The 25,313-nt window shown below is 65.4% G+C and carries 29 protein-coding genes; 18 read left to right on the top strand and 11 right to left on the bottom strand.

Translation table 11 applies throughout. The features are described 5' to 3' along the window. Positions 1–28: 28 nt before the first annotated feature. Complete coding sequence (plsY, locus tag BLM15_RS06835) at positions 29–652, top strand: glycerol-3-phosphate 1-O-acyltransferase PlsY (protein WP_126111585.1); 624 nt, start codon at positions 29–31, stop codon at positions 650–652. Continuing rightward, positions 653–1,867, top strand: a complete 1,215-nt coding sequence (dprA, locus tag BLM15_RS06830) for a DNA-processing protein DprA (RefSeq protein ID WP_126111583.1) — start codon at positions 653–655, stop codon at positions 1,865–1,867. Between the two features lie 15 nt (positions 1,868–1,882). On the opposite strand, the gene BLM15_RS06825 is transcribed toward dprA, so the two are convergent. After that, on the bottom strand, positions 1,883–2,164 hold the full coding sequence (locus tag BLM15_RS06825; RefSeq protein WP_126111581.1) for a hypothetical protein: 282 nt from the start codon (positions 2,162–2,164) through the stop codon (positions 1,883–1,885). A 72-nt stretch (positions 2,165–2,236) separates the two neighbouring features. After that, positions 2,237–2,440, bottom strand: a complete 204-nt coding sequence (locus tag BLM15_RS06820; protein WP_126111579.1) for a hypothetical protein — start codon at positions 2,438–2,440, stop codon at positions 2,237–2,239. A 358-nt stretch (positions 2,441–2,798) separates the two neighbouring features. Between BLM15_RS06820 and BLM15_RS06815 the strand changes: the two genes are divergently transcribed. Beyond that, positions 2,799–3,200: a hypothetical protein gene (locus BLM15_RS06815; RefSeq protein ID WP_126111577.1), complete on the top strand. Its 402-nt coding sequence runs from the start codon at positions 2,799–2,801 to the stop codon at positions 3,198–3,200. Positions 3,201–3,362: 162 nt separating this feature from the next. Further along, complete coding sequence (locus BLM15_RS06810; RefSeq protein WP_126111575.1) at positions 3,363–3,683, top strand: hypothetical protein; 321 nt, start codon at positions 3,363–3,365, stop codon at positions 3,681–3,683. Positions 3,684–3,754: 71 nt separating this feature from the next. Here BLM15_RS06810 and ruvX read toward each other — a convergent pair whose 3' ends face one another. The 3 genes from ruvX to BLM15_RS06795 all read right to left on the bottom strand — a co-directional run bounded on the left by ruvX (position 3,755) and on the right by BLM15_RS06795 (position 6,455). Further along, positions 3,755–4,294, bottom strand: a complete 540-nt coding sequence (ruvX, locus tag BLM15_RS06805; RefSeq protein WP_126111573.1) for a Holliday junction resolvase RuvX — start codon at positions 4,292–4,294, stop codon at positions 3,755–3,757. A gap of 213 nt (positions 4,295–4,507) precedes the next feature. After that, complete coding sequence (locus tag BLM15_RS06800; RefSeq protein ID WP_126111571.1) at positions 4,508–5,512, bottom strand: tripartite tricarboxylate transporter substrate-binding protein; 1,005 nt, start codon at positions 5,510–5,512, stop codon at positions 4,508–4,510. A 178-nt stretch (positions 5,513–5,690) separates the two neighbouring features. Next, on the bottom strand, positions 5,691–6,455 hold the full coding sequence (locus BLM15_RS06795; protein ID WP_126111569.1) for a GntR family transcriptional regulator: 765 nt from the start codon (positions 6,453–6,455) through the stop codon (positions 5,691–5,693). 83 nt (positions 6,456–6,538) lie between these two features. Between BLM15_RS06795 and BLM15_RS06790 the strand changes: the two genes are divergently transcribed. The 7 genes from BLM15_RS06790 (at position 6,539) to BLM15_RS06760 (ending at position 12,395) form a co-directional block, all read left to right on the top strand. Further along, on the top strand, positions 6,539–6,826 hold the full coding sequence (locus BLM15_RS06790) for a UxaA family hydrolase (RefSeq protein ID WP_126111567.1): 288 nt from the start codon (positions 6,539–6,541) through the stop codon (positions 6,824–6,826). Positions 6,827–7,028: 202 nt separating this feature from the next. Then, positions 7,029–8,180 carry a UxaA family hydrolase gene (locus BLM15_RS06785; RefSeq protein ID WP_126116090.1) on the top strand — a complete coding sequence of 384 codons (1,152 nt, stop codon included), beginning with the start codon at positions 7,029–7,031 and terminating at the stop codon, positions 8,178–8,180. Positions 8,181–8,215: 35 nt separating this feature from the next. Beyond that, the gene (locus BLM15_RS06780) at positions 8,216–8,803 is read left to right on the top strand and encodes a GNAT family N-acetyltransferase (RefSeq protein WP_236846590.1); all 588 of its coding nucleotides are present in this window, start codon (positions 8,216–8,218) and stop codon (positions 8,801–8,803) included. Beyond that, entirely contained in the window at positions 8,800–9,852 is a 1,053-nt protein-coding gene (locus tag BLM15_RS06775; RefSeq protein WP_126111565.1) for a YeiH family protein, read from the top strand. Before BLM15_RS06780 ends, BLM15_RS06775 begins: the two co-directional genes overlap by 4 nt. A 24-nt stretch (positions 9,853–9,876) precedes the next feature. Continuing rightward, positions 9,877–10,809 (top strand): hydroxyacid dehydrogenase, encoded by a 933-nt coding sequence (locus BLM15_RS06770; RefSeq protein WP_126111563.1) that lies wholly within the window; start codon positions 9,877–9,879, stop codon positions 10,807–10,809. Further along, entirely contained in the window at positions 10,806–11,786 is a 981-nt protein-coding gene (locus BLM15_RS06765) for an Ldh family oxidoreductase (protein WP_126111561.1), read from the top strand. The genes BLM15_RS06770 and BLM15_RS06765 overlap by 4 nt, the downstream gene beginning before the upstream one ends. 102 nt (positions 11,787–11,888) lie before the next feature. Beyond that, complete coding sequence (locus BLM15_RS06760; RefSeq protein WP_126111559.1) at positions 11,889–12,395, top strand: hypothetical protein; 507 nt, start codon at positions 11,889–11,891, stop codon at positions 12,393–12,395. A gap of 2 nt (positions 12,396–12,397) precedes the next feature. Here the strand turns inward: BLM15_RS06760 and ade are convergent, their stop codons facing one another. Continuing rightward, positions 12,398–14,098, bottom strand: a complete 1,701-nt coding sequence (ade, locus tag BLM15_RS06755) for an adenine deaminase (protein ID WP_126111557.1) — start codon at positions 14,096–14,098, stop codon at positions 12,398–12,400. 89 nt (positions 14,099–14,187) lie between these two features. On the opposite strand from ade, the gene BLM15_RS06750 reads away from it, so the two are divergent. From BLM15_RS06750 to BLM15_RS06735, 4 genes are all read left to right on the top strand, one after another. Beyond that, a complete protein-coding gene (locus BLM15_RS06750) occupies positions 14,188–14,886 on the top strand; it encodes a metal-dependent hydrolase (protein WP_126111555.1) in 699 nt (232 codons plus the stop codon). 274 nt (positions 14,887–15,160) lie between these two features. Further along, positions 15,161–15,448 carry an Asp-tRNA(Asn)/Glu-tRNA(Gln) amidotransferase subunit GatC gene (gatC, locus tag BLM15_RS06745; RefSeq protein WP_126111553.1) on the top strand — a complete coding sequence of 96 codons (288 nt, stop codon included), beginning with the start codon at positions 15,161–15,163 and terminating at the stop codon, positions 15,446–15,448. A 61-nt stretch (positions 15,449–15,509) separates the two neighbouring features. After that, entirely contained in the window at positions 15,510–17,024 is a 1,515-nt protein-coding gene (gene gatA, locus BLM15_RS06740) for an Asp-tRNA(Asn)/Glu-tRNA(Gln) amidotransferase subunit GatA (RefSeq protein WP_126111551.1), read from the top strand. 98 nt (positions 17,025–17,122) lie between these two features. Then, a complete protein-coding gene (locus tag BLM15_RS06735) occupies positions 17,123–18,010 on the top strand; it encodes a PhzF family phenazine biosynthesis protein (RefSeq protein ID WP_126111549.1) in 888 nt (295 codons plus the stop codon). Between the two features lie 11 nt (positions 18,011–18,021). Here the strand turns inward: BLM15_RS06735 and BLM15_RS06730 are convergent, their stop codons facing one another. Both BLM15_RS06730 and BLM15_RS06725 read right to left on the bottom strand, forming a co-directional pair. Then, on the bottom strand, positions 18,022–18,384 hold the full coding sequence (locus BLM15_RS06730) for an MmcQ/YjbR family DNA-binding protein (protein ID WP_126111547.1): 363 nt from the start codon (positions 18,382–18,384) through the stop codon (positions 18,022–18,024). 96 nt (positions 18,385–18,480) lie between these two features. Further along, complete coding sequence (locus BLM15_RS06725) at positions 18,481–18,678, bottom strand: DUF1127 domain-containing protein (protein WP_126111545.1); 198 nt, start codon at positions 18,676–18,678, stop codon at positions 18,481–18,483. A 135-nt stretch (positions 18,679–18,813) separates the two neighbouring features. Here BLM15_RS06725 and BLM15_RS06720 point away from each other — a divergent pair, with 135 nt between their 5' ends. Further along, on the top strand, positions 18,814–20,322 hold the full coding sequence (locus tag BLM15_RS06720; protein WP_126111543.1) for a winged helix-turn-helix domain-containing tetratricopeptide repeat protein: 1,509 nt from the start codon (positions 18,814–18,816) through the stop codon (positions 20,320–20,322). A gap of 118 nt (positions 20,323–20,440) precedes the next feature. Next, the gene (locus BLM15_RS06715) at positions 20,441–20,851 is read left to right on the top strand and encodes a GFA family protein (protein ID WP_126111541.1); all 411 of its coding nucleotides are present in this window, start codon (positions 20,441–20,443) and stop codon (positions 20,849–20,851) included. On the opposite strand, the gene BLM15_RS06710 is transcribed toward BLM15_RS06715, so the two are convergent. Then, the gene (locus tag BLM15_RS06710) at positions 20,848–21,918 is read right to left on the bottom strand and encodes a malate/lactate/ureidoglycolate dehydrogenase (protein WP_126111539.1); all 1,071 of its coding nucleotides are present in this window, start codon (positions 21,916–21,918) and stop codon (positions 20,848–20,850) included. The two genes, BLM15_RS06715 and BLM15_RS06710, sit on opposite strands and share 4 nt — an antisense overlap. Positions 21,919–22,100: 182 nt before the next feature. Between BLM15_RS06710 and BLM15_RS06705 the strand changes: the two genes are divergently transcribed. Next, positions 22,101–22,496, top strand: coding sequence for a HesB/IscA family protein (locus BLM15_RS06705; protein ID WP_126111537.1), 396 nt, complete (start codon positions 22,101–22,103; stop codon positions 22,494–22,496). 16 nt (positions 22,497–22,512) lie between these two features. Here the strand turns inward: BLM15_RS06705 and BLM15_RS06700 are convergent, their stop codons facing one another. After that, on the bottom strand, positions 22,513–23,571 hold the full coding sequence (locus tag BLM15_RS06700; protein WP_126111535.1) for a GGDEF domain-containing protein: 1,059 nt from the start codon (positions 23,569–23,571) through the stop codon (positions 22,513–22,515). Positions 23,572–23,669: 98 nt separating this feature from the next. Next, positions 23,670–25,133, bottom strand: coding sequence for a DEAD/DEAH box helicase (locus BLM15_RS06695; RefSeq protein ID WP_126111533.1), 1,464 nt, complete (start codon positions 25,131–25,133; stop codon positions 23,670–23,672). Positions 25,134–25,313: the final 180 nt, after the last annotated feature.

Here is a 25,313-nt window from a genome sequence, read left to right as displayed (position 1 = left end):
TCGCACCAGGACGGGCAGGGGAGGTTTTATGGCTGAGGCGTTCGCTTGGGCGTTTTCAGGCCCGATGGGGCTTGCCGCGCTCGTCCTCGGCTATCTGCTCGGCTCGATCCCGTTCGGCATCATCCTGACCCGGCTTTCCGGCGGTCCGGACCTGCGCACGATCGGCTCCGGCAATATCGGCGCGACCAACGTCCTGCGTACCGGCAGCAAGAAGCTCGCCGCGCTGACGCTTGTTGGCGACATGCTGAAGGGCACCGCCGCGGTCCTGCTCGCCGGCTGGTTGCTCGGCGGCAAGAGCGCGACGTTGGTTGCCGGTCTCGGCGCCTTCCTCGGCCATCTCTTTCCGGTCTGGCTGCGCTTCAAGGGCGGCAAGGGGGTCGCCACCTTCCTCGGCATCCTGATCGGGCTGAAATGGTCGATCGCGCTGATCTTCGCCGCTGTCTGGCTCAGCATCGCCTATCTGACCAAGTACTCATCGCTATCGGCCCTGATCGCCAGCCTGCTCACGCCGCTGCTGTTCTGGTTCTGGGTCCGCGATGCCCAGGCCGCCGGACTGATGGCCATCCTGGCGCTGCTGCTCTGGTTCATGCATCGAGAAAACATAGCAAGGCTGCTTACCGGCCGAGAAGGCAAGTTCGGACAGAAGGGCTGAATGCCGATGGCCGGTTTCGCTCTCGATGACCGGCAACGCCTCGACTGGCTCCGACTGATCCGCAGCGAGAGCATCGGCCCACGCACTTTCCGCACATTGGTCAACCGCTTCGGCGGTGCGGCCGGGGCGCTCGACGCCCTGCCGGAACTCGGCCGCCAGGCAGGACGCACGCTCAGGCTCTGCACCGCCATAGAAGCGGAACGGGAACTAGAGGCACTGCGCCGGCGCGGCACTCATCTGATCGCACTCGGCGAGGCCACCTATCCTGTGCCGCTCCAGGCGATCGATTCGGCTCCGCCGCTGATCGCGATCGAGGGCGATCCGGCCGTTCTGAATCGTCCTTGCGTCGCGCTGGTCGGCTCGCGCAACGCCTCCGCGGCTGGGCTGAAATTCACGGCGACACTGGCGCGCGAATTGGGGGAAGCGGGCTTCGTCGTCGTCTCGGGGCTGGCGCGAGGCATCGATACCACTGCCCATCAAGCGAGCCTGGAGAACGGCACCATCGCCGTACTGGCAGGGGGCCTCGACGAGGTCTATCCGCCGCAAAACATCCCCCTTATCGATCGCATTCGCGAGCGCGGCGCAGCGCTAAGCGAAATGCCGATTGGTTGGGCCCCACGCGGGCGCGATTTTCCCCGTCGTAATCGTTTGGTCTCAGGCTTGGCGCTCGGAACGGTGGTGGTCGAGGCCGCACGCAAATCGGGCTCGCTCATCACCGCCCGCTTTGCCAACGAACAGGGGCGCCAGGTCTTCGCCGTGCCGGGCTCGCCGCTCGATCCACGCGCCGAGGGCGGCAATCATCTGATTCGCGAGGGCGCGATCCTCTGCGCCGAGACGGCGCATGTCGTCGATGCGCTGACGCCGATGCTTCGGCGCGGCGATCTGTTCGATCCTGCACCGTTCCTGGCACGCGAGGAGGGCGAACCGCGCGGTCGACAGGAGGCGCTTTGGGACGAGCTGGAGTTGCCGGATGTGCTGCCGGCGCCAACGGCTGAGCTCAACGGAGATGAGCTGGGGACGCGGCCGACCGCGCAAGCCGGCGACACATCACATCGGCGATTGCTCGATCTTATCGGTTCGACGCCGGTGGCAATGGACGATCTCGTTCGCGCGAGTGGCCGGCCTGCGCGCGAGGTCAGTCGAATCCTGCTTGAGCTGGAGTTGGAAGGCGTTGTGCAACGCCACGTCGGCGGAGCGCTCTCGCGGCTGGCGTGAACATGGCGACGGGTATCAGCCTGCCGCTTCACCCCAGCGATCGCACTCGCGCTCGGCCTCCGCGGCTGCCAGCTCCAGGAAGGTAACGAGCAGATCGAGATCAGCGGCGCGGGCCTGGGTGCCGAGTTCGGCAAGCGTCTTTCCCGCCTTGACGGCGACGTCACGCTGCAGACCGCGTTGGCGTGCTCGTTTCTCGACGAGGAGTTGCAGCGCCAACGCTTCGGGCTCGTTGAGGAGCTGCGTGCTTCCGAACGCGTTAAAGTCGCTGGAGGCACAAGACGTCGGAGAAGCCGGCATGGGCGCTCCTTTTAGGTTGCCTGGTAATATTTATACAACCTATGATTTAATAATCTGCAAAAAGACCCGTGCTCAGCGAGTAGTTTTGTCGGGATCGGTCGGCTCGCCGAGCTGAAGCTGGCAGGTTCGGCGATTGATCGCGGCCTCCAGCCGGGTCATATCGACGAAATAGGCGAGGCTGCTGAGTTGCGCTGCCCGCGCCATCGCACCGAGTTCGATGCTGATCTCCTCGATGTAAGCAGCAACTTCCAGTTGCATTCGTGCGAGTGCGTCCATGCTATGTGGTCCGGGCGGGGCCGCGGCGCTGCGGCCGGGGCGGGAAACTCGGGGTAAGCGATTGTCATCCGAATAGATTTTGTCCTCCTTGATTCGTCGTGACGTTACTTTCCTCATCTCGTCCGCCCTCGTGGTCGCATCGGCCTTTGGGAAACGAACTGGTGTTCGATCAAGCTATTCTTGCTACTCGCCTGCCGATAATGCAATCACTGCGTGTATAAATTTCGTAAAAAGGAACTCTTTCGGCGTTGGCGCGTTTCTATCAAGTCGCAATTTAGCCGCGATTGGTTCAGGCCCGGTTCAACCGTGGCGAGCTAGATCGGGTGTCAGGGCGGATATCCGCCGACAGGAGAATGCCATGTCAGATTTCGGAAAGAGCCGCTTCCTTGTGACGCTCGCCGTCGCCGGCAGCGTTCTGGTAGCAGGCCTGACCCCCGTAATGGCGGGTGAGACCCGTGCGGTCGGCTTCGACAAGAGCCGCTTGGATGCGGCGCAAGCCGATTACTCGCAGTATTACCGCCGTGGCTGGCGCGGCAGCAACCGCGGCGCGGCGATCGCAGCTGGCGTCGGCCTCGGCATCCTTGGCGCTGCGGCAATCGCGGCGAGCCGTCCGGCCTATGCCGAACCGGTCTATGGCTACGATGACGGCTATGGCTATGACGAGCCGGTCTACGTCGCGCCACGGCGCTACTATGCGCCGCGCCATTACGGCTACTATCCCGACAATATCCGGGATCCGGCTGGCGGCAGCTATCGCTGATCAGTCCTTCGCGGAAAAACAGCCTTAATCAATTCTGAACGCCTGGTGCCTAGGCTTTAAAGGGTCGCTTCCGTCACTAGACGGCGGCGGCCCTTTTCACGGCGTGCGGCAACAATTGGCCCCAATCCGGGGCCGTCGCTTTGTCGACCTTGGAGAAAGACGATGAAACCCTCGCTCAAGACGCTGTTGTCCGGCTGCGGTGCGGTTGCCCTGGCGGCGTTCTGGTCCGGCACGGCGATGGCCCAGTATTATGATGACGGCTATGGCCGCCGTCAGGAACGGCCCCGCTACGACCGCGGTTACGACAGAGGCTACGACCAGGGACGCCGCGACCGCGGCTATCGCGGCGACGATGGGTATCGTGGTGGTTACGGCCGCGGCAATCCGGTCAACCGGATGAGCATCGACGATCAAAAGCAGGCGCTCAAGAATCACCGCGACGCGCAGAAGAAAGCGATCAAGCGCGGCTACGTCATTCCCTAGAGCCCGTTCCGATCAGCTTGCACCGCAAGCCGATCGGTAAAACGGTCTCTAATCTAAAGTTAGAGACGGCTTCACCGATCAGGCTCATCAGCCTGATCGGATCCGCCTCTAGCCCAGTCCTCTTCCGACTCGTTCCCGTCCGATTCGAGGCGAGCGAGCCGGTCGAGCGCACCCTGCAGGATATAGGCGGCCGCCATCTTGTCGACGACGGCCGCTCGCCGGGCTCGCGAGGCATCGGCGTCGAGCAGGGTGCGGGTGACCGCGAGCGTCGACATCCGCTCGTCCCAGAACACGATCGGCAGCGCCGTCAGCGGCGCGAGATTGCGCACGAAGGCGCGGGTCGATTGCACTCGTGGCCCTTCGCTGCCATCCATGTTGAGCGGCAGGCCGATCACCAGGCCAGCGATCGCATGTTTCTGCGTAACCTTCAGTAGCGCCACCACATCCTGCTTGAACTTGACGCGCTGGATCGTCTCCAGCGGCGTCGCGATCCGGCGTTCGACGTCGGAAAGCGCAAGCCCGATCGTCTTGGTGCCGAGATCAAGCCCGAGCAGGCGGGCCTGTTCGGGCAAGGCGAGGAACTGCTCCAGCGTGACGAGATTGGCGCTCATCTATGGGCGGTAGCATGGGCCGCCCGCCTAGTGGAACGAATTTAACATTTGCCTCCGGCAGACATCCGGCGGGGAGCAAATGTCAAATTCATAAGTTCCACTAGAGAATCAAGAAGTTGCTAGTGGTCTTGTTGATTCCGGCATTCGCTCCGCCGCTCTGTATAATGGGATGCGAATGTCGGAATCAGACCACTAGGCGAGCGGCCCATCGCTTCAATTGGCGGCCTGCGGCGTCAAGCCTGCCGCCTTCAGTGCCGCCCCCCATTTGGCGACCTCGGCGGCGAAGCGCTTGCCATGGGCATCACGCGTCCATTCGTTCGCCGGAAAAGCGCTGGTGCCGACCGCCTTGAAGCGCTCCAGCACGGCAGCGTCCTTCAGCGCCGCCTGCAGCGCACCGTTGAGCTTGTCGAGCGCGGCGTCCGGCGTGCCCTTCGGCGCGTAGAGACCGTGCCAGATCGTCATGTCGATCTCGGTGCCGGCCTCACGCGAGGTCGGGGTGTTCGGCAGCACGCCCAGCCGCTCCGGCGAGGTCACGGCATAGGCGCGGATCTTGTCTGACTGGACCTGTGGCACCGCCGTGGTCGACTGGTCGCAGAGCACGTCGACCTGGCCGCCGACGAGGTCGTTCATCGCCGGCCCGGTGCCGCGATAGGCGACCTGGGCGAGCTTGACGCTCAAGGCTTGCGAGATCAGCACGGCGCAGAGATGCGCATTCGAGCCGACACCGGCATGGGCGACGGTGAGCTTCTCAGCCTGCTGCTTGGCGTAGGAGAAGAAGGCCTTGCCGTCGACCGGGGGCAAGGCGAGCTTGCCGGAGATCACCATCGGTCCGGTATTGACGAGGCCGACCGGCGCGAAGGCAGATTGGGTATCGTAGCCGAGATTGCTGTAGAGGGCTGGCGCCGCGGCAAGGGCAAGGTGGTGGATCAGCAGCGTGTAGCCATCGGCCGGCGAGGAGATGAGCCGCTTGGCGCCGGCCGTCCCGCCCGCGCCGGCGATGTTCTCGACGATGACCTGCTGGCCGAGTGTGCGACCCATATGCTCGCCGAGCAGGCGGGCGATCACGTCGCTGGGGCCGCCGGCGGCGAAGGGCACGATCAGCGTGATCGGTTTGGTTGGAAAGCTTTGGGCCAAAGCGGGCGTGCCTGCCCCTAGCAGGAACAATCCAGCCAGGACGCTGCGGCGCGTCGTGAGGAATCTGCGGAAATGGGCGATCATTCGTTTCCTCCGGTGGGGGCGCCGCTCTGCGTCGGCTTGGTCGAAATCTCGGGCCTTTTGGTCCTCGAGCTTGGATCACTCTGCTTCGAGCGAAACTTTTGAAATTGATGACAACGATTTGATCTTGCGTCGATTGCAAACGAACGACGCTCGAACGCGCCTGTCATGCGAGGGCGGTTCAGCGCAGGTCTGACAGGTAGTGGACCTCCTGGGTCAGGCACAGGCTGAGCCTGTGCTCCACGGGCGTGCCGTCGAGCGACAGGGCGATGCGGTCGATCTGCAGGGCGGGCTCGCCGGCCGGAACGCCGAGCGCCGCGGCATCCTCGGCGGAGAGCGCCACCGCCTTCAGCCGCTCGCGCGCATTGGCGATAGTGATGCCGTAATGGCCGGCATAGAGGCTGTAGAGATTGTTCGGGATCGGCCCGTTCTCCAGCCCCGGGAAGAGCTGCTGCGGCAGGCTGAGCGTTTCGACGATCAGCGGGGCGCCGTCGAAAGCGCGCTGCCGGCGAATGCGGATGACGGTAGCGCCGTCGGCGAGGTCCAGCGCTGCACGCTCCGCCTCGTCGGCCGGGCCCGTCGTCACCGAGAGGACGACGCTGTCGGGAAAGCGTGGTTCGCCGCGATCGGGCGCCAGCTTGAAGAACTGGAACAGGATGCGGCGCTCGTCATGCTCGGCGACGAAGGTGCCGCGGCCCTGGCGCCGCACCACGAGGTTCTCCGTCGCGAGTTCGTCCAGGGCCTTGCGCACCGTGCCCTGGCTGACGCCGATCTCGGCTGCGAGTTGGCCTTCGCTCGGCAGGATAGCGCCGGGCGCCCAACCGCCGTCGACGAGCCGGCGCACGAAGATCGCCTTCACCTGCCGATAAAGTGGCCGAAAACCCAGCGTCTCCGGCGTGCCGAGGTCTCGGGGCTGCTCTGCGATTTCCAGCTTGTGCACACTCATATGTCTTATATAAGACTTGGGCGCAGCCACGTCGAGCCCGATTTCGGCGTGAGAAATCACCGGAAACGGTCAGGGAGCCCACCATGAGCAAGCCGCATCTGCTGGTGCACGAGAAGAAGGACACGGTCGGTGTCGTCGTCGTCGAGGGCCTGAAGGCCGGGACTGACATGCTCGGCGTCGTCACCCACGACAATTCGGATTTCCGCCTGACTGCCAAGATGGACATCCCGATCGGCCACAAGGTCGCGCTCAAGGCGATCAAGAAGGGCGATACGATCTGGAAGTATGGCCAGGACATCGGCAAGGCGATCGCAGATATCGGGCAGGGCGAGCATCTCCACGTCCAGAACGTCAAGACCAAGCGCTGGTGAGCGCAGCTTTCCGCTGACCCCGATCTCCGGGCTCCCGTCAGGTCGAGCCCAAACCTTCAGGAAATCGCCAATGTCCTCCATCGTCGCCAATTTCGACCTCGTCAAAGGCAAGCTCGCTCGGGTAAAAGGTCGCAAGATCGAGGCGCCCGAGTTCAAGACGCCGTTCGTCAAGCGCCCGACCGGCCGCAGCCTCGATTCCTTCATGGGCTGGCGCCGCGAGAACGGCCGCGTCGGCGTGCGCAATCATGTGCTGCTGCTGCCGCTCGACGATCTCTCCAACGCGGCCTGCGAGGCCGTCGCCAACAACATCAAGGGCACGCTGGCGATCCCGCACGCCTATGGCCGCCTGCAGTTCGGCGAGGATCTGGAAATCCATTTCCGCACCCTGATCGGCACCGGCTCGAACCCGAACGTCGCTGCCGTCGTCGTCATCGGCATCGAGGATGGCTGGACCAAGCGCGTCGTCGATGGCATCGCCAAGACCGGCAAGCCGGTGGTCGGCTTCGGCATCGAGGGGCATGGCGACATCGCCACGATCGCCAAGGCTTCCTATGTCGCCAAGGAGTTCGTGCAGTGGGCGACCGAGTTGCAGCGCACCAAATGCGGCATCGAGGAGCTCTGGGTCTCGACCAAATGCGGTGAATCGGACACCACCACCGGTCTCTCGTCCTGCCCGACCGTCGGCAACATGTACGACAAATGGATTCCGCGCGGCGTCTACGGCGTCTTCGGCGAGACTTCCGAGATCACCGGTGCCGAGCACCTGTGCAAGGCGCGCGCGGCTACCCCTGAGGTCGGCGAGCGCTGGTACAAGATGTGGAAGGCCTATCAGGACGACGTGATCGAGGCCCACAAGACCGACGATCTCTCCGATTCGCAGCCAACCAAGGGCAACATCGCCGGCGGCCTGACCACGATCGAGGAGAAGGCGCTCGGCAACCTCGAGAAGATCGGCCGCGAGTGCAAGTTCATCGACATCCTCGAGCCTGCCGAGGCACCGCAGAAGGGTCCCGGCCTTTACTACATGGACACCTCCTCGGCGGCGGCCGAGTGCGTGACATTGATGGCGGCGGGCGGCTATGTCGTGCACACCTTCCCGACCGGGCAGGGCAACGTCATCGGCAACCCGATCGTCCCAGTCATCAAGATCACGGGCAATCCCAAGACCATGCGCACCATGCCCGAGCATATCGATGTCGACGTCTCCGGCATCCTGCGCCGTGACCTGACCATCAGGCAGGCCGGCGACGCCCTGATCGAGAACATCGTGCGCACGGCGAATGGCCGCCTCACGGCAGCCGAGGCTCTTGGCCATCGCGAGTTCTCGATGACCAAGCTATACCGCAGCGCCTGAGGAGCAGGGTCTCCGGGCGCGACGAGGCGAAAAGAGTGTCGGACAGGATCGTTTCACTGCATGCGCCGGGGCGGGACGTGTTGCCCGCTTATATCCGGGCGCTGGAAGCGGGCTGGTCGCCGAACACGATGCGCAACGTCGCGCCCGAACAGCTCGCCGCGATCGCGGCCGATCCCGACGCCTTCCTCGCTGGGCTAAACCAGCGCGGGGGCACGATTCGCCTGCACGACGGCAGCGAGGTCGCGCGCCTGCCGGACATCATCCGCTGGATCATCGCTATCGACCGGCCGGAACGTCCCTTCGTCGGCAGCATCAATCTGCGCTGGCAGGAGGACGAGGCCGGCAGGCCGGTCACGGATCTGCCGCCGCATGTCCTCGGCCATGTCGGCTACACCATCCTGCCGAACCATGCGGGCAACGGCTACGCCAGCGCAGCTTTGGCGATCGTGCTGGCCGAGGCTCGCGGCATCGGGCTGTCATTCCTGAAGATCACCTGCGACACCGGCAATGCGGCCTCGCGACGGATCATCGAGAAGAATGGCGGGCGTTTCGTCGAGAGCTTCGTGGCGCCGTTCTACGGGCCGGAAGAACGGCTGATGTACCGGATCGATCTGCAATCATGACCGAAGCAGCTTCCTTGCGTCTGACCAATGGCCTCGGCCGACTTGCTCCGGGCATCGCTCTGTCGGCGGCGGTGGCGATCGCCTCGGTGCTGGCGGAGCCCGTCCTGAAGCAGCTTGCCGGTGGCCGCGTCGGCATCCCGGCCGTGGTGATCGCACTGGTAATCGGGATGCTCCTGCATCCGATCGCCAACACCAAGCGCTTCGAGCCGGGCATGACCTTCTGCGTCAAGAAGCTGTTGCGCTGGGCGATTGCGCTGCTCGGCCTGCGCGTCGCGCTCGGCGACATTGTCGCGCTCGGCCTGGGCACTGCGCTGCTTGTCGTCCTCTCCATGGTGGCGACCGTCGTCAGCGGCTTCGCGCTGGCGCGCCTGCTCGGCCGCGAGCCGGGTGTCGGCGCTCTCGCCGGCGTCGCGACCGCAGTCTGCGGCGCCTCGGCCGCGCTCGCCACCGCGACGGTCGTGCCCGACTACCGCAACAAGGCCGCCGATACCGCCTTCACCGTGATTGCGATGAACGTGCTCGCGACGATCGCGATGCTGGCTTATCCGCTGCTTTGCGTCTGGCTCGGCCTCTCGCAGCAGCAGACCGGGGTGATGTTAGGGGCGACCATCCACGACGTCGCGCAGGTCGTCGGCGCCGGCCAGGCGGTGTCGGACGAGGCGGCGAACGCGGCGGTGATCGTCAAGCTGTTCCGGGTCTTCCTGCTGCTGCCGTCGGTGCTGATCGTCGGCTGGTGGCTGACGCGCCATGGCGAAAGCCATGGCCATGCGAAGGTGCCGGTCCCAGTCTTCGCCTTCGTCTTTCTCGTGATGTGCCTGGTGAACAGCGTGCTGAGCACGCAGGCCGGGCTGGCGGGCCTTTACCTGCCCGTCCGCGACATCCTGCTCGAAGTCTCGCGCTGGGGTCTGCTGATCGCGATCGCGGCGCTTGGTCTAGGAACCTCGATTGCGGCGATGGCACGGCTCGGCTGGCGCCATCTTGCCCTCGTCACCGGCACCAGCCTCATCATTCTCGTCGTCGCCACGGGCGGTATCGTCCTGCTCGGCTGAATGGGTCTCACAGCGGAAACAGCCATGACCGACATCGTCATCACCGAATTCATGGACGAGGCGGCGGTGGCGGCGCTGCAGGCGCGCTACAAGGTGCATCACGACCCGGACCTCTTCGGCAAGCCTGACGAGCTTGCGCGGCTGGTCACCGATGTGCCCGCGCTGATCGTGCGCAACCAGACCCAGGTGCGCGGCGAGGTCCTGGCAGCGGCAAAGAACCTAAAGGTCGTCGGCCGGCTCGGCGTCGGCCTCGACAATATTGACATGGACGCCTGCGCGGCGCGCGACATCAAGGTGTTTCCCGCGACCGGCGCCAACAGCCTGTCGGTTGTCGAGTACGTCATCGGCACGGCGATGACGCTGCTGCGCGGCGCCTATTTCGCCAATGCGGCGATGATCGCCGGCGAGTTCCCCAAGACCAAGCTGATCGGCCGCGAGATCGCCGGCAAGCGCATGGGTCTCGTCGGCTTCGGCGCGATCGCGCGCGACGTCGCTCGGCACGCCAGGGCGCTCGGCATGACGGTTGCGGCCTACGACCCTTATGTTGCCGCGGATGCGCCCGTCTGGCAGGGCATCGAGAAGCTCGAGCTCGACGCATTGCTTTCGACCTCGGATGTGATCTCGATCCATCTGCCGCTGACGCCGCAAACGCAGGGGCTGATCGGCGAGGCGGCTTTCGCGAGGATGAAGACCGACGCGATCCTGATCAACGCGGCCCGCGGCGGCATCATGGACGAGGCGGCGCTGGTCGCGGCGCTGCAGGGCGGGCGCCTCGGCGGCGCGGCGCTCGATGTCTTCGAGCAGGAGCCGCTCAAGGCCGATGGCGCAAAACTCTTCGCCGGCACGCCCAGCCTGATTCTGACGCCGCATATCGCCGGCAACACGGTGGAATCGAACGGCCGCGTTTCCGGGCTCGTCGCCGAGCGGGTGATGGCGGCGCTGGAGGGGCGCACATGACACGGCTCTCGCTCGAAGCGGCCGAGCAGAAGGTCGCGAACCTCTTCATCGAGGCCGGTGCCTCGCCCGCCAATGCCGCCTCCGTCGCCTGGGCTTTGGTGATGGCCGAGGCCGATGGCCTTAAGGGCCACGGCCTGATGCGGATCCCGACCTATCTCGCCATGCTGTGTGCCGGCAAGATCGATGGGCAAGCCATACCGATTGCGCGCAAGCCCAAGCCGGGCGTTCTGGCGATCGATGCCGGCCACGGCTTCGCCTATCCCGCGATTGATCTCGCTGTCAGCGAATTGCCCGAGATCGCCCGTGCGCAGGGGATCGCGTCGGCTCCGATCCGCCGTTCCAGCCATTGCGGCGCGGCCGGCCTGCATGTCGAACGCCTGGCGGAGCAGGGGCTGGTCGCGCTGCTCTTCGCCAACACGCCCGGCGCTATGGCACCCTGGGGCGGCTCGAAGCCGATCTTCGGCACCAATCCGATCGCCTTCGCCGCGCCGCTTGCCGGCCGCGAGCCAGTGGTCATCGACATGGCCTTGTCCAAGGTCGCGCGCGGCCCGATCGTCGCGGCGAGCCAGAAGGGCACACCGATTCCCGAAGGCTGGGCGCTCGATGCGGCCGGCAACCCGACGACAGACGCCAAGGCTGCGCTCGGCGGCACCATGGTTCCGCTCGGCGACGCCAAGGGCGCGACGCTGGCGATGATGGTCGAGATTCTGGCCGCCGCTCTGGTCGGTACGCATTTCGCCTTCCAGGCCTCGCCCTTCTTCAACGACGAAGGCGGTCCGTCCGATACCGGCCAGCTCATCCTCGCTATCGACCCTGCGAGCATGGGCGGCAACTGGTTCGCCGAGCGCATGAGGATGCTGACCCATGCGATCGAGGAGCAACCAGGAACGCGGCTGCCGGGCGTCAGGCGACTCGGGTTGCGCGCGAAAGCGCGGGCCGAGGGGATCGAGATGCCTGATGTGCCTCCCTTCGCCTGAGACAGCTCAAGCATGAGCTTCATCAATGCCGAAGCTTCATCTAGGCGGAATTGCCTATTCAGAATTACGAAGTCTTAGCAAGTTTTGCCTCAGATTCGCAAAATGGATGAGCACTCGGAACGTTCGCTCGAGCTTACCTACAACACTTGGCGATATGGCGTGTTAGCCGTGATCGGCTTGATGTTCTTCGGTTTAGGATTTTGGCTAGGATTTCTAAAATTCTATCAAGGTCTTGCAGAAACTCCACAATCTGTAAGTTACGACCTGAATTACTGGGCCAAAGCTGCGTTTCAGATGTTCGGCGGCGCGATCGGGTCGTTTCTTGCGATTCGGTGGCTCACAGTTGCAAGACGTGGATTATCCGTGACCATTTCTCCGCATTATATTCGCCTGAGTCACCTGAACAATGGCCAACCAATTCCGTGGCGTTTTATCTCAGGTGTCGCAATCAACGATCGCGAAATTTTATTTGAAGCGAAAGGCTTAAATTCGAATTTTCCCCACGACCGATCTGTAAAGTTGCATGCGTACGAGGCCAGTCCTGAAACGATTGAACGCCTCTTCCTATCGTATTGGCAGCAAGGTCGCGCCCGGTCGGCTTCAGAGTAGCGCTAGATAAAATCGAATCGATCAACGTCGACAAGGCCTTTGTCGGTGATCTTCAGATGCGGGATCACCGGCAGGGTCAGGAAAGCGACCTGCAGGAAGGGTTCGGCCAGCACGACGCCGAGCGCCTTGGCCGCCGCGCGCAGGCCCTCAAGCCCGTGCCGCACCGTCTCGAAAGGCTGGTCGCTCATCAGCCCGGCGACGGGCAGCGCGAGCTCAGCCGTGACCTTGCCGCCATCAGCCACAGCGAAGCCGCCGCCGGTCTCGATCAGCCGGTTGGCCGCCGCCGCCATCGAGGCCTCGTCGACACCGACGACGCAGAGATTGTGGCTGTCATGGCCGACCGAGGAGGCGATGGCGCCGTGCTTCATGCCGAAGCCATGGACGAAGCCGCTGGCGATGCCGCCATTGCGACCATGGCGCTCGATCACCGTGACCTTGACGGCATCCTGATCGAGATCGGGCAGGGCCAGGCCATCCTGCATCGGCAGGCGCATCGAAAGCCGCTCGGTGATGATACGGCCGGGCACGACACCGATCACCGGCGTCTCGCCGTCACGCGCCGTCACCGCGAAATCCTCCGGTGCCAGCCTGCGGCTGCGGACGCTGGCGAGTCCGACAGGTGAAATCGTCGTCCTGTCAGCGAACAAAGTGTCCTCGACCAGCCTGCCACCGGCGAACACTTGTTTGACACGACAGGCGGCGAGATCGTCGATCAGCACGATGTCGGCGCGCTTGCCCGGGCCGATGAAGCCGCGGTCGAACAGGCCGAAATTCCGCGCGGCCGAGAGGCTGGCCGTACGATAGGTCGCGAGCACATCCGCGCCATGGGCGATCGCGGTGCGGATCATGTAGTCGAGATGGCCTTCCTCGGCGATATCCAGCGGGTTGCGATCGTCGGTGCAGAAGGCGAGGAAAGGCGAGGCGTCGCGCGTGATCAGTGGGATCAGCGCATGCAGGTCCTTCGAGACCGAGCCCTCACGGATCAGGATCGCCATGCCCTTGGCCAGCTTTTCGCGGGCCTCCTCGGTGGTCGTGGTCTCGTGGTCGGTGCGGATGCCGGCGGAAAGATAGCCGTTGAGGTCGAGCCCACGCATCAGCGGCGCGTGGCCGTCGATATGCCGGTGCGAAAAGGCTTCGAGCTTGGCGAGGCAGCCGGGATCGCGATGGAGCACGCCGGGGAAGTTCATGAACTCGGCGAGGCCGATCACTTTGGGGTGGTCCATGAACGGGGTGAGGTCGCCAGCCTCCAGCGCCGCACCCGCCGTCTCCAGATGCGTCGCCGGCACGCAGCTCGAGAGCTGGACGCGTAGATCCATCCGCATCGCCTCGGCACATGCGAGGAAATAGCGGATGCCCTCGGCGCCCAGCACGTTGGAGATCTCGTGCGGATCACAGATCGCGGTGGTTACGCCGTGCGGCAGCACGCAGCGCTCGAATTCGAGCGGCGTCACCAGCGAGGATTCGACGTGCAGATGCGTGTCGATGAAGCCGGGCACGACGATCAGACCGGTCGCGTCGAAAGTCCTTTTGCCCTCGTAGCGGCCATGGGTGCCGACGATCGTGTCGCCGCAGAGCGCGATATCCGTTTCGATCAGCTCGCCCGAGACGAGATCGAACAGCTGTGCGCCGCGGATGACGAGATCGGCAGGCTCGTCACCGCGCCCTTGCGCGATCCGGCGGGCGAGGGTGGCTGCATCGGTCATGGAAGAGTGCTCCGGGTTCGGGCCGGCTTGGCTACGCCATCTCGCCGGCCTAGACAGGCGCTGTCCAGTCGCCTTTCGCGGAGACCATCATGCAGCTCACCTGGTTCGGCCATTCGGCGTTTCGGCTCGACCTGCCCGGCGCCTCGGTCCTGATCGATCCGTTCTTCACCGGCAACCCGGCCTTCGAGGGCGATGCCGCCGCTGCCGGCAAGGGCGTCAGCCATATCGTCGTCACCCATGGCCATGGCGACCATGTCGGCGACACGCTCGCCATCGCTGCGGCGAACGACGCCACCGTGATCACCAATTACGACCTGTGCATGCACCTCGCCTCAAAGGGCCTGAAGAAATTCCAGCCGATGAACACCGGCGGCACCGTCGATCTCGGCGCCTTCTCGGTGACCCTGGTCCGCGCCGACCATTCGGCCGGCATGGGCGAGGCCGGCGTGGCCGTTCCGGTCGGCAACGCCAATGGCGCGATCATCAAGGCGGCGGGCGAAAAGACGCTCTGGCACATGGGCGACACCGACATCTTCTCTGACATGGCCCTGCTCGCCGAAATCCACGGCGTCGAGGCCTGCATCTGCCCGATCGGCGACCGCTTCACCATGGGCGCCAGGACGGCGGCGCTGGCGATGACCCGCTTCGTCAAGCCGAAGCTCGCGATTCCCTGCCATTACGGCTCCTTCCCGATCATCGCCCAGGATGCGGCGGTCTTCGTGGAGGGGCTGAAGGGCAGCGGGATCGAGGCGCTGGTGCCAGAGAAGGGCAAGGCGGCGACGATCTGACGCCGCCGTCCTCCAAGACGCGCGCGTGGAACCCTCTCCTGTAAGGAGAGGGCAGGGTGAGGTGTAGGCCTTGTGACCAGTTCCGCGAGGTCTGACCGCGCGGTCGGGTTCAGGCCAACGTTTCCAGTTCGATCACCTCACCCCTACCCCTCTCCTTTCAGGAGAGGGGATCCCGCGCTCGGCTTGAGGTGTGTTGCGGGCTGGCCTTGCGCGCCGTATAGCCCGTGACCACAAATCGTGTTCGCAAACACTGCGAAGTTTCAGGAGCCCGCCCATGTCGGTCGACGCCGCCACCGTCAAACGCGTCGCGCATCTCTCGCGCATCGCTGTCGATGATGCGGATGTGCCGAAGCTGCAAGGCGAGCTCAACGCCATCCTCGGTTTCGTCGAGCAGCTCAACGAAGTCGATGTCACTGGCGTCGAGCCGATGACCTCGGTGACGCCGATGGTGATGAAGAAGCGCCAGGACGTGGTCAATGACGGCGAGATTGCCGCCGAGATCGTCGCCAACGCGCCGGCCACCGAGGACGATTATTTCATGGTGCCGAAGGTGATCGAGTGAGTGCCTGAAGCGCTCCGCTCACCCTCATCGCCCAATCGCATACGTTTTACGGATACTCCCCGTGACCGATCTCACCCGCCTGACCCTGACTGAAGCCCGCGAAGGGCTGAAGGCCAAGCAGTTCTCCGCAACCGAGATCGCCAAGGCCCATATCGCCGCCGTCGAGCAGGCGCGGGCGCTCAACGCCTATGTGCTGGAGACGCCCGAGCATGCGCTGAAGCAGGCCGCCGCTTCGGACGAGAAGCTCGCCAGGGGCGAGGCTGGTCCGCTCGAAGGCCTGCCCCTCGGCATCAAGGACCTGTTCGCGACCAAGGACGTGCGCACCACCGCCTGCTCGCGCATCCTCGGCAAGTTCGTCCCGCCCTACGAGTCGACCGTCTCGTCGCAGCTCTGGCGCGACGGCGCCGTCATGCTCGGCAAGCTCAACAATGACGAGTTCGCCATGGGCTCGTCGAACGAGACCTCGGCCTTCGGGCCGGTGGTCAATCCCTGGCGCCGCCAGGGCTCGAATGTCGGGGCAGGGGTGGCCGGTGCGATCGAGGGCAATCATCTCGTGCCCGGCGGCTCCTCCGGCGGTTCGGCCGCAGCCGTCGCCGCGCATCTCTGCCTCGCCGCGACTGCGACCGATACTGGTGGCTCGATCCGCCAGCCCGCCGCCTTCACCGGCACGGTCGGCATCAAGCCGACCTATGGCCGCTGCTCGCGCTGGGGCATCGTCGCCTTCGCCTCCTCGCTCGACCAGGCCGGGCCGATCGGCAAGACCGTGCGCGACACCGCCGTGATGCTGCGCTCCATGGCCGGGCATGATCCGAAGGACACCACCTCGGTCGACCGGGCCGTGCCGGACTACGAGGCCTCGGTCGGGCGCTCGGTCAAGGGCATGAAGATCGGTATCCCCCGGGAGTATCGCCTCGAGGGCCTCAACCCCGAGATCGACGCGCTCTGGCAGCAGGGCATCGACTGGCTCAAGGCGGCTGGCGCCGAGATCGTCGAGATCTCGCTGCCGCACACGAAATACGCGCTGCCGGCCTATTACATCGTCGCGCCGGCCGAGGCCTCGTCCAACCTCGCGCGCTATGACGGCGTCCGCTACGGCCTGCGCGAGCAGGGGCGCGACATCGTCGAGATGTACGAGAAGACCCGCGCCGCCGGCTTCGGCGCCGAGGTCAGGCGCCGCGTCATGATCGGCACCTATGTGCTGTCCTCGGGCTATTACGATGCCTACTACCTGCGCGCCCAGAAGGTGCGCACGCTGATCAAGCGCGATTTCGAGCAGGTCTACGACCAGGGCGTTGACGCGGTGCTGACTCCGGCGACGCCGTCCTCCGCCTTCGGCATCGGCGAGAAGGGCTCGGCCGATCCGGTCGAGATGTACCTCAACGACGTCTTCACGGTGACGGTAAACATGGCCGGCCTGCCCGGCATCGCCGTGCCGGCTGGTCTCGACAGCCAGGGCCTGCCGCTCGGCCTGCAGCTGATCGGCCGGCCCTTCGACGAGGAGACGCTGTTCTCGCTCGGCCAGGTGATCGAGGAGGCGGCCGGCCGCTTCCCGGTCGGCGAGCGCTGGTGGGCCTGAGCTCACCGCCGCTTGATCGGTCACATTCCGAATCCTGATTTCCCCGGCACCGTGTCGGGTGGCAGTCTCCCGGCCTGATCAGGCTGCCGGAGACCGCCATGCCGACCTACCCGTTCGAGACCGTCGACGTCTTCACCGACCGCCGCTTCGGCGGCAACCAGCTCGCCGTCTTCACCGATGCGCGCGGCCTGTCCGATGCCGAGATGCAGGCATTGGCGGCGGAGATGAACTATAGCGAGACGACCTTCGTTCTGCCGCCGAGCGATCCGGCCAACACGGCGCGCGTCCGCATCTTCCATCGAACCGCCGAGATGCCTTTCGCCGGCCATCCCAATGTCGGCACCGCCTGCGTGCTCGCCGGCCATGGCCGCGACCGCGACGGCATCCTGCTGTTCGAGGAACTGGCCGGCCTCGTCGAGGTTCGGGTCGCGCGCGATGCCGGAGGCCTTGTGACGGGTGCGACCATCGCCGCGCCGCAGGCACTTTCGCTCGGCATCCAGCTGCCGCCTGATGCGATCGCCGCCTGCGCGGGGCTCAGCCCGCAGGATGTCCTCACCGGCCGCCATCCGCCACAGCAGGCTTCGGTCGGCGTCAAGTTCGTCCTCGTCGAGGTCACACCGGAAGCGCTGACGCGGGCGACGCCGGAGATCGCCGCCTATCGCCGCCTCGAACAGGCCAACCCGGCCCTCGAAGGACGCCTGTCGATCTTCTTCTACGCCTGGGACGGCGACAGGGTCCGTGCCCGCATGTTCGCGCCGCTCGCCGGCACCTGGGAAGATCCCGCGACCGGCAGCGCCAGCGCGACGCTGGCGGCTCTCACCCTGTCGCTCTCCGACAAGGACAGCGTCGCCTTCGATATCGCGCAGGGCGTCGAGATGGGCCGGCCGAGCCTGCTGCATGTCACAGCGCGGCGCGTCGATGGCGAGATCCGGGCGACGGTCGGCGGCGGCTGCGTACCGGTGCTGCGCGGCGAGGCGAGGGTGTAAGATTCCGTCACTCAGACGGATAGCCCCAACTCCGCGCGCAGCTTCCGCGTCAGCCCCGCCGCGACAAGCCGGTGGCTCTCGCGCAGATAGTCGCGGAAGGCGTCGTCCGGCAGGCCTTCTTCGGAGAAGCGCTGGATCCACTTCATCCCGCGCGAGGCGAGATAGGGCGCTGGGCGGCAGCCCGGCGCATCGCGCAGCATCTCATAAGCCATCGGCGAGCATTTGAACGAGACGAACAGCGTCCCCTCGGCATCGTCGCGGCCGAGCGCGAACACCTTGCCGCCGACCTTCCAGACATCGGCGCCGCCCCATTGCACGACATGGCTGGTCGCGGGCAGGGCGGCGCAGAAGGCGTTGTATTCGGCGAGGGTCATGCTGTCCTGCTGTCGCGAGTCGCTACGTCGGAGCATCCCATACCCCAAATGACGGCCGGTTGGTGTCCGGAGCCGACGGTTTGGCGCAGCTTCGGCCTAGCGTTGCCAGAAGCGCTTGGCGATCTCCGTCTCGACCTGCAGTCTCGTCAGGCCGATATCCTTGAGCAGATGCGGATTCTCTTGCGCCATCTGCGCCAGCTTCCAGCGGGCGCGTATCCGCTCGCGCCAGGTCGCCAGCAGGCTTGCCGGGGCAGCGTCAGGCGAGTTGGACGCGAGAATGGGAGCATCGTTCATGGCAACCTCCCAAGGTTCGTGGGCGCGCGGCGCCCGGAGTGAAGGGAGGTTTCGTTCTGCGTGATGCCGGCGGCGCGGTCCTTAAGCCCGCCCGAAGAGTTCCAAAAACTTCCAAACGGGCTATGGATTCGCCCTATGCAGGGATCGCGCTTTGCCTTCGGCCCATTCGTGCTCGATTCAAGCGCGGGAACGCTCCTTGAGAACGATGTCCCTGTCACTGCGAGTTATCGCGGCTTGAAGCTCCTCGCGGCGCTCGTCGGCCGGCCCGGCGACATCCTGGGCAAGGCCGATCTGCTGGATGCGGGGTGGCCTGGGATGGCCGTCGAGGAGGGCAACCTCACCGTCCAGATCGCACAGCTCCGGAAGCTGCTCGGTGCACCAGCCGGTGGCGGCGAATGGATCGCGACGGTCCCGCGCGTCGGCTATCGATTTGCCGGGACGGTCGAGCAACTCGGCAATGCCAGGCGAAAGCCCTTGCCGCTTCCGAGCAAGCCATCGATCGCCGTGCTGCCCTTCGTCAACGTCAGCAGCCATCCGGAACAGGAAATCTTCGCCGACGGATTGACCGAGGACCTGATCACCGACCTGTCCAGGACTGCGGAGCTGTTCGTCATCGCCCGCAATTCGGCCTTCGCCTACAAGGGCAAGGCGAGGGATGTGCGCGAAATCGCCGAGGAACTCGGCGTGCGTTATCTGCTGGAGGGCAGCATCAGGCATGCCGCCGGGCGGGTCCGCATCAATGCACAGCTGGTCGATGCGCTGACTGGCAATCACCTTTGGGCAGATCGTTTCGATCGCGAGCTGGACGACATCTTCGCCGTCCAGGACGAGGTCACGGCCAGGATCGCGGAGGCCTTGCTCGGCCGGCTGCGCGTGCCGCCGCCGCGCCAGCGGCCGAAAAGCCTCGAAGCCTACGATCTCTGCGTGCGGGCACGCCGGCTGATGGATGACACGCCGCAGGCTGCGCAGGAAGCGCATCTGCTGCTGACGCGCGCGGTGTCGCTCGATCCGGACTACGCCGAGGCCTATCGCTGGCTAGCCCTGAATCACTGGATGGGATGGGTGCATTCCGGTGGCCCGACCGAGGCCTCCCGTGGCACCGCTCTGGAGCTGGCGCGCAAGGCCGTCGCGCTCGATCTCAACGACGCCGGCTGCCACTGGGCCCTGGCCTATCTGCTCGCCTATGAGCGCAGCTTCGCCGAGGCAGATGTGGAATTCGCCAGGGCGATCGCGCTCGATCCGAACGAGGCCGATGCCTGGGCGGCGCTCTCCGACATCACGGTGCTCGCCGGGCAGGTCGGGCAGGGACTCGCGCACATCCGCAAGGCCTTCCGGCTGAATCCGTTTCCGCCGAGCTGGTACTATCTGTCGCTCGGCCAGGCACTCTATGCCGCCGGTGAGCACGAAGCCGCGGTCGAGGCCCTGCGCCGGGACGAAACCCATCGGACGAGCTCACGCCGTTTTCTGGCGGCGAGCCTTGCTCAACTCGGCCGGCTAGAGGAGGCCCGCGCGGAGGCCGAACTCTTTCTGGTCGGCAATCCGGATTTCAGCATCCGCCACTGGGCCACGATGGAGCCATTTCGCGATACCGCGATGCGCGAGCGCTTCGTCGCCGGCTTCCGCAAGGCCGGCCTCCCGGAGTGACAGAGCCGGCTCTGGCCATCTAGGCTGAGGGGAGACGGAAAGAGCGCTGTGGAACCGGCCCCGGCCACGCGCCGTTGGTCAGCCGACCGTGTTGGCGAAACCTGATCGAGAGACGACGATGAAACTCTCCGGTGGCTGCAATTGCGGACAGGTCCGCTACGAACTCGATGGCGAGCCCATCCGTATCGGCATCTGCCATTGCGAGACCTGCCGGAAGGGCTCCGGTTCTGCCTTCTCCTATTTCGGCATCTGGCCAAAGGAGAACGCCACCCTCTCGGGCGAGCTCGGCTGCTGGCAGAGCCGGGCGGGCGGCGAGCGCTTCTGTCCGGCATGCGGCTCGCCACTGTTCTGCTGGGCGGACGGGTCCGACGAGATCGAGATCAAGCTCGGAACATTGGATAGTCCGCCGAGTGCGCTCATGCCGGCTTATGAGCTCTGGGCTATCCGCCGCGAGCCCTGGCTAGCGCGCCAGAAGGGCGCCGAGCAGCATATGCGCGATCGCGAACGACCAAAATCTAACGATGATTAGAAACGCTCGGCGTCGACACCATGGGCCTTGGCGGCAGCGACGATCTGCGACCAGGTCTCGGCGTCGAGCGGGATGCCGTCGCGCCCGCGCTCGATGCGGGTGGCGCGCTCCTTATCGCCGGGCGCCAGCACGGGCTGCGAGGGATCCTGCGGCGCGGCGGCGCGGACGAAGGAAAGATAGCTCTCGATGCGCTGCTGGCGCAGGCTGGCGTCGGGTTCGAGTCGAGCGGGATCTATCAGCACGCCGAACAGCGAATTGATGATCCAGGTCTTGTGCGGCTTCTGATCGATGCGGGCGGCACCCATCAGTCCCGCCGAGAGCAATTCGGCGATCAGCGAGAGGCCAGCGCCCTTGTGGTCGCCGAAGGGCAGGAGCGCGCCGAGCGGCAGCCCTTCCTGCAGGAAGACATGCCGGGGCTCGACGGTCGGGCGGCCTTCGCCATCGATGATATAGCCCTCCGGTACGGTGACGCCCTTGTTGAGCGCGACGCGCGCCTTGCCATGCGCCATGCGGCTGGTGGCGAAGTCGAGGATCAGCGGCTCGCCGCCCGGCACAGGCAGGCCGATCGAGATCGGGTTGGTGCCGAAACGCGCCTCCTTGGCGGCGAAGGGCGCGACGATCGGTGGCCGGCCGGCGACATTGACCCAGAACACCGAGATCAGCCCAGCAGCCGCCACGACCTCGGAATAGTGGCCGATGCGGCCGATATGATGGGAGTCGAGTAGATTGAGCACGGCGACGCCGCCGGCCTGCGCGATCGTGATGGCGCGGTCGACGGCGTTGCGGGCGGTCGGCTGGCCGAGTGCGACATTGCCGTCGGCGATCAGGAAGGGGCCGGCCTCGCTGCGGACGGTGAGCTTGGCCTGCGGTTTCAGATGGCCGTCGGCAAGCGAGTTGAAATAGAGCGGCAGCATGCCGATGCCATGGCTGTCATGGCCGCTGAGATTGGCGAGTACCAGATGCTCGGCTGTCTCCTTCGCTTCGTCCTCGCTCCAGCCGGCGGCTATGATCATGGCGCGGATGAGGGCGCGGAGCGCGTCGGGCCGGTGCAGGCGATAGGAGGTCATGGCTCTCTGTCGGAGGCTGGAACGGTCCGGGCAGAGTGCACGGGCCCGCGCTGCATGCAATGCGCAGCAGCAAATGGCGCCATCCCGGCCGGTGCATCTCGACGTTGCGCTCACCAATCCTTATGTTGCTGTTTGCAATCCTGTTTTCACCGGACCTTGAATCCGGTCGAGGAGGGACGAGGATGTTTTCGATACCTGGCCTCAAGGTGGTCTCGCTGACCGATGCCGCCGCAACCCGCATTCGCGCCATCATGGCGCAATCGGAGCGTGACGACCCGGCGGCGCCTGCGTTCGGCCTGCGCGTAGGCGTCAAGAAGGGCGGCTGCGCCGGCATGGAGTACACCTTCGAGGTGGCCCGCGCCGTGAACAAGGGCGACGAGGTCGTGACCGAGAAGGATGCGACCGTGATCGTCGATGCGAAGGCGGTTCTGTTCCTGCTCGGCACCGAGCTCGACTTCAAGAGCGACCGTTTCGCCTCGACCTTCGTCTTCAACAACCCGAACCAGGTCTCGGCCTGCGGCTGCGGCGAATCGGTCGAGATCAAGCCGCGCGCGGAAAACGCATTAGCCGCTCAGTGAACGAAACGAAGGTCGCTCAGGCGACCTTCGCCGCGTCCTGGATCGCATCCTCGGTGACAGTGCGGTTGCGACCGTCCCGCTTGGCTTGCAGCAAAGCATTGTCGGCGCGCTCGACGATCGAGCTTGCCGTGTCGCCGCGCCGATAGACCGCGACACCGAGCGAGATGGTAATGCGACCGAGGCTTTCATTGGTCGAACGCTTCACCAACTCCCGGGTCAACAGCGCCTGACGAACGGTTTCGGCGCCGAACTTGCCGGCGACAACGTCGGCTTCCGGCAGGATGATGGCGAACTCCTCGCCGCCGAAGCGGGTGATGATCGCCTTGTCCTTGAACTTGTCCTTCATCGTCTTGGCGACCAAACGCAGCACCTGGTCGCCAGTCAGGTGGCCGTGCATATCGTTGAAATTCTTGAAGAAATCGATGTCTGCCATGACCATCGCGAAGGGCTCGCGCCGCAATGTCGCCTGATCGATCGCCTTCTGCAGCATTTCCTCGAAATGACGGCGGTTGGCGAGGCCGGTAAGGGGATCGGTCAACGCTTCGGCTCGCGTCGATTCCAGTGCCTCGCGCAGATTGTGAATCTCGTGCGCGCTTTCACGTAGCTGGGTTTCGAGCTGAGTCTTGCGCGCGACCTCCTCGCGTGTCGACAGCACGAGCGCCTCGACCCATTCGCGCAGCTTGTGCCGGTCGGCCGAGGGCGGAACCTCCTCCGACATGGCGCAGAGCCGGCCGTGATACTCTTCGCTGGAACTGAGCGCCCGGTCGACCAGAGCCATCATGCTGTCGATCTCGGCGAGGACCTGCAGGCTGGTGCGTTCGGCCTGGCGCGAGATGCGGTCGGTGCTGATGAACTTATCGTAGAGGGTGTCGATGTCGGCAGCGCCGACCTCGCCATTGCTCGCCGCGATCACGGCGGTCATCGCCATGCTCAGCGCCGGCATTTCGCCGCTGAGATGCGCGTACCAAACTTCAAAGGCGCGGGGATAACCCGGGGAATAGTGCTGACGCATCGCCGCGACGACCTGTTCGGCGAGGTCGTGAGCTTGCGGCAAGCCCGATCGGCTGGTTGTCATGACGTCCTGTCCCCGCCGGCCGCGAAATTCTTCCGCGACCGCTACGCGGGCGATCCTAGGACAATCGGGGTTAAAGCAAAGTTGCTGCGAAGCGCGGCTCAGCCGGCGCGAACAGGGCGCAGCAGGAAGGCGGGAACGTGGTCGCCGAGACCCTTGACCTGCGGTCCGTCGTCGAGGTCGTCACGGCGCGGAGTGCGGGGTCGCTCGCTGCCGCGACGTGGCGCGATAGTGTCGGATACAGGCTGGCGAGGCGGGCGCTCGCGGGCCGGCGCGGCCTCGCGGGCCGGAGCAGTTTCGCGGGCAGGCGCCGGCTCGGCCTTCGCGTCGCCGCGCGGCGGCCTGCCATCGCGTCCGCCGCGTTGCGGACGGCCGCCCTTGCGGTCGTCGCCGCGGCGGCCACGGCGTTCCTCGCGCGGCTCGCCCGGCGGGAGCGCGTCGAGGCCAGGACCTTCCCACTCGATGCTCTTGCCGGTCAGCTTCTCAATCGCCGCGACGAGCTTGTCGTCATGGCGCGTGACGATGGTGAAGGAGGCGCCTTCGCGACCGGCGCGGCCGGTGCGGCCGATGCGGTGGACATAGTCCTCGGCATGGGTCGGCACGTCGAAGTTGAAGACGTGGCTGACCGCCGGGATGTCGAGGCCGCGGGCGGCGACGTCGCTCGCAACCAGGATCGGGTTCTCGCCGGTGCGGAAAGATTCGAGCGCCGCCATGCGAGCGTACTGGTCCATGTCGCCATGCAGGGCGACAGCCGGAAAGCCATGGTTCTGCAGGGACTTGTGCAGCGTTGCTACATCGCGCTTGCGATTGCAGAAGACGATGGCGTTCTGCAGTTCCCTGGCTTCGCGGATGAGCTTGCGCAGGGTCTCGCGCTTCTCGAAGTCCTGACTGTTCGAAGCGATCAGACGCTGGGTGATGGTGGTCGCCGCGGTCGCCGGACGGGAAGCCTCGATACGCACCGGGTTGTGCAGGAACTGCTCACTTATCCGGGTGATCTCGGGCGGCATTGTCGCCGTGAAGAACAGCGTTTGCCGAGTAAAGGGCACCAGCTTGCAGACGCGCTCGATGTCGGGGATGAAGCCCATGTCGAGCATGCGGTCGGCCTCGTCGATGACGAGCAGCTCGACGCCGGTGAGCAGGAGCTTGCCGCGCTCGACATGGTCGAGCAGGCGGCCGGGCGTGGCGATCAGCACGTCGACGCCGCGGGTGATCTTGGCGTCCTGGTCGCCGAAGGAGACGCCGCCGATCAGCAGCGCGACCGAGAGCTTCTGGTTGACGCCGTAGCGCGTGAAGTTCTCCTCGACCTGGGCGGCAAGCTCGCGGGTCGGCTCGAGGATCAGCGTGCGCGGCATCCGGGCGCGGGCGCGGCCGTTTTCCAGGATCGTCAGCATCGGCAGGGTGAAGGCGGCTGTCTTGCCGGTGCCGGTCTGCGCGATCCCGAGCACGTCCTTGCGGGCGAGCACGTGGGGAATGGCCTGGGCCTGGATGGGGGTGGGCGTCGTGTAGCCGGCGGTGGTGACCGCGGTCAGAACCTTATCGCTCAGGCCGAGTTCGGCAAAAGACATCGATGGTAGCGCTTCTCAAGGGTCGGTGACACGTGGCGGGATGACCGATCGACCGCAACGGTGGCGCGACTTTGCTGAACTGCGCGCCTTCGGACGCCCGTGCATTGCAGAAAAAACAGGGCAAAGTCAACATTCTAGAGCCGGTTCCGATCCGCTTGCGCCGCAAGGCCGATCGGTAAG

Origin of the sequence: Bosea sp. Tri-49, assembly GCF_003952665.1 — a bacterium.
Classification (GTDB): Bacteria; Pseudomonadota; Alphaproteobacteria; order Rhizobiales; family Beijerinckiaceae; genus Allobosea.
Note: the sequence above shows the minus strand (reverse complement) of the source record. Positions and strands in the feature narration are given on the sequence as shown.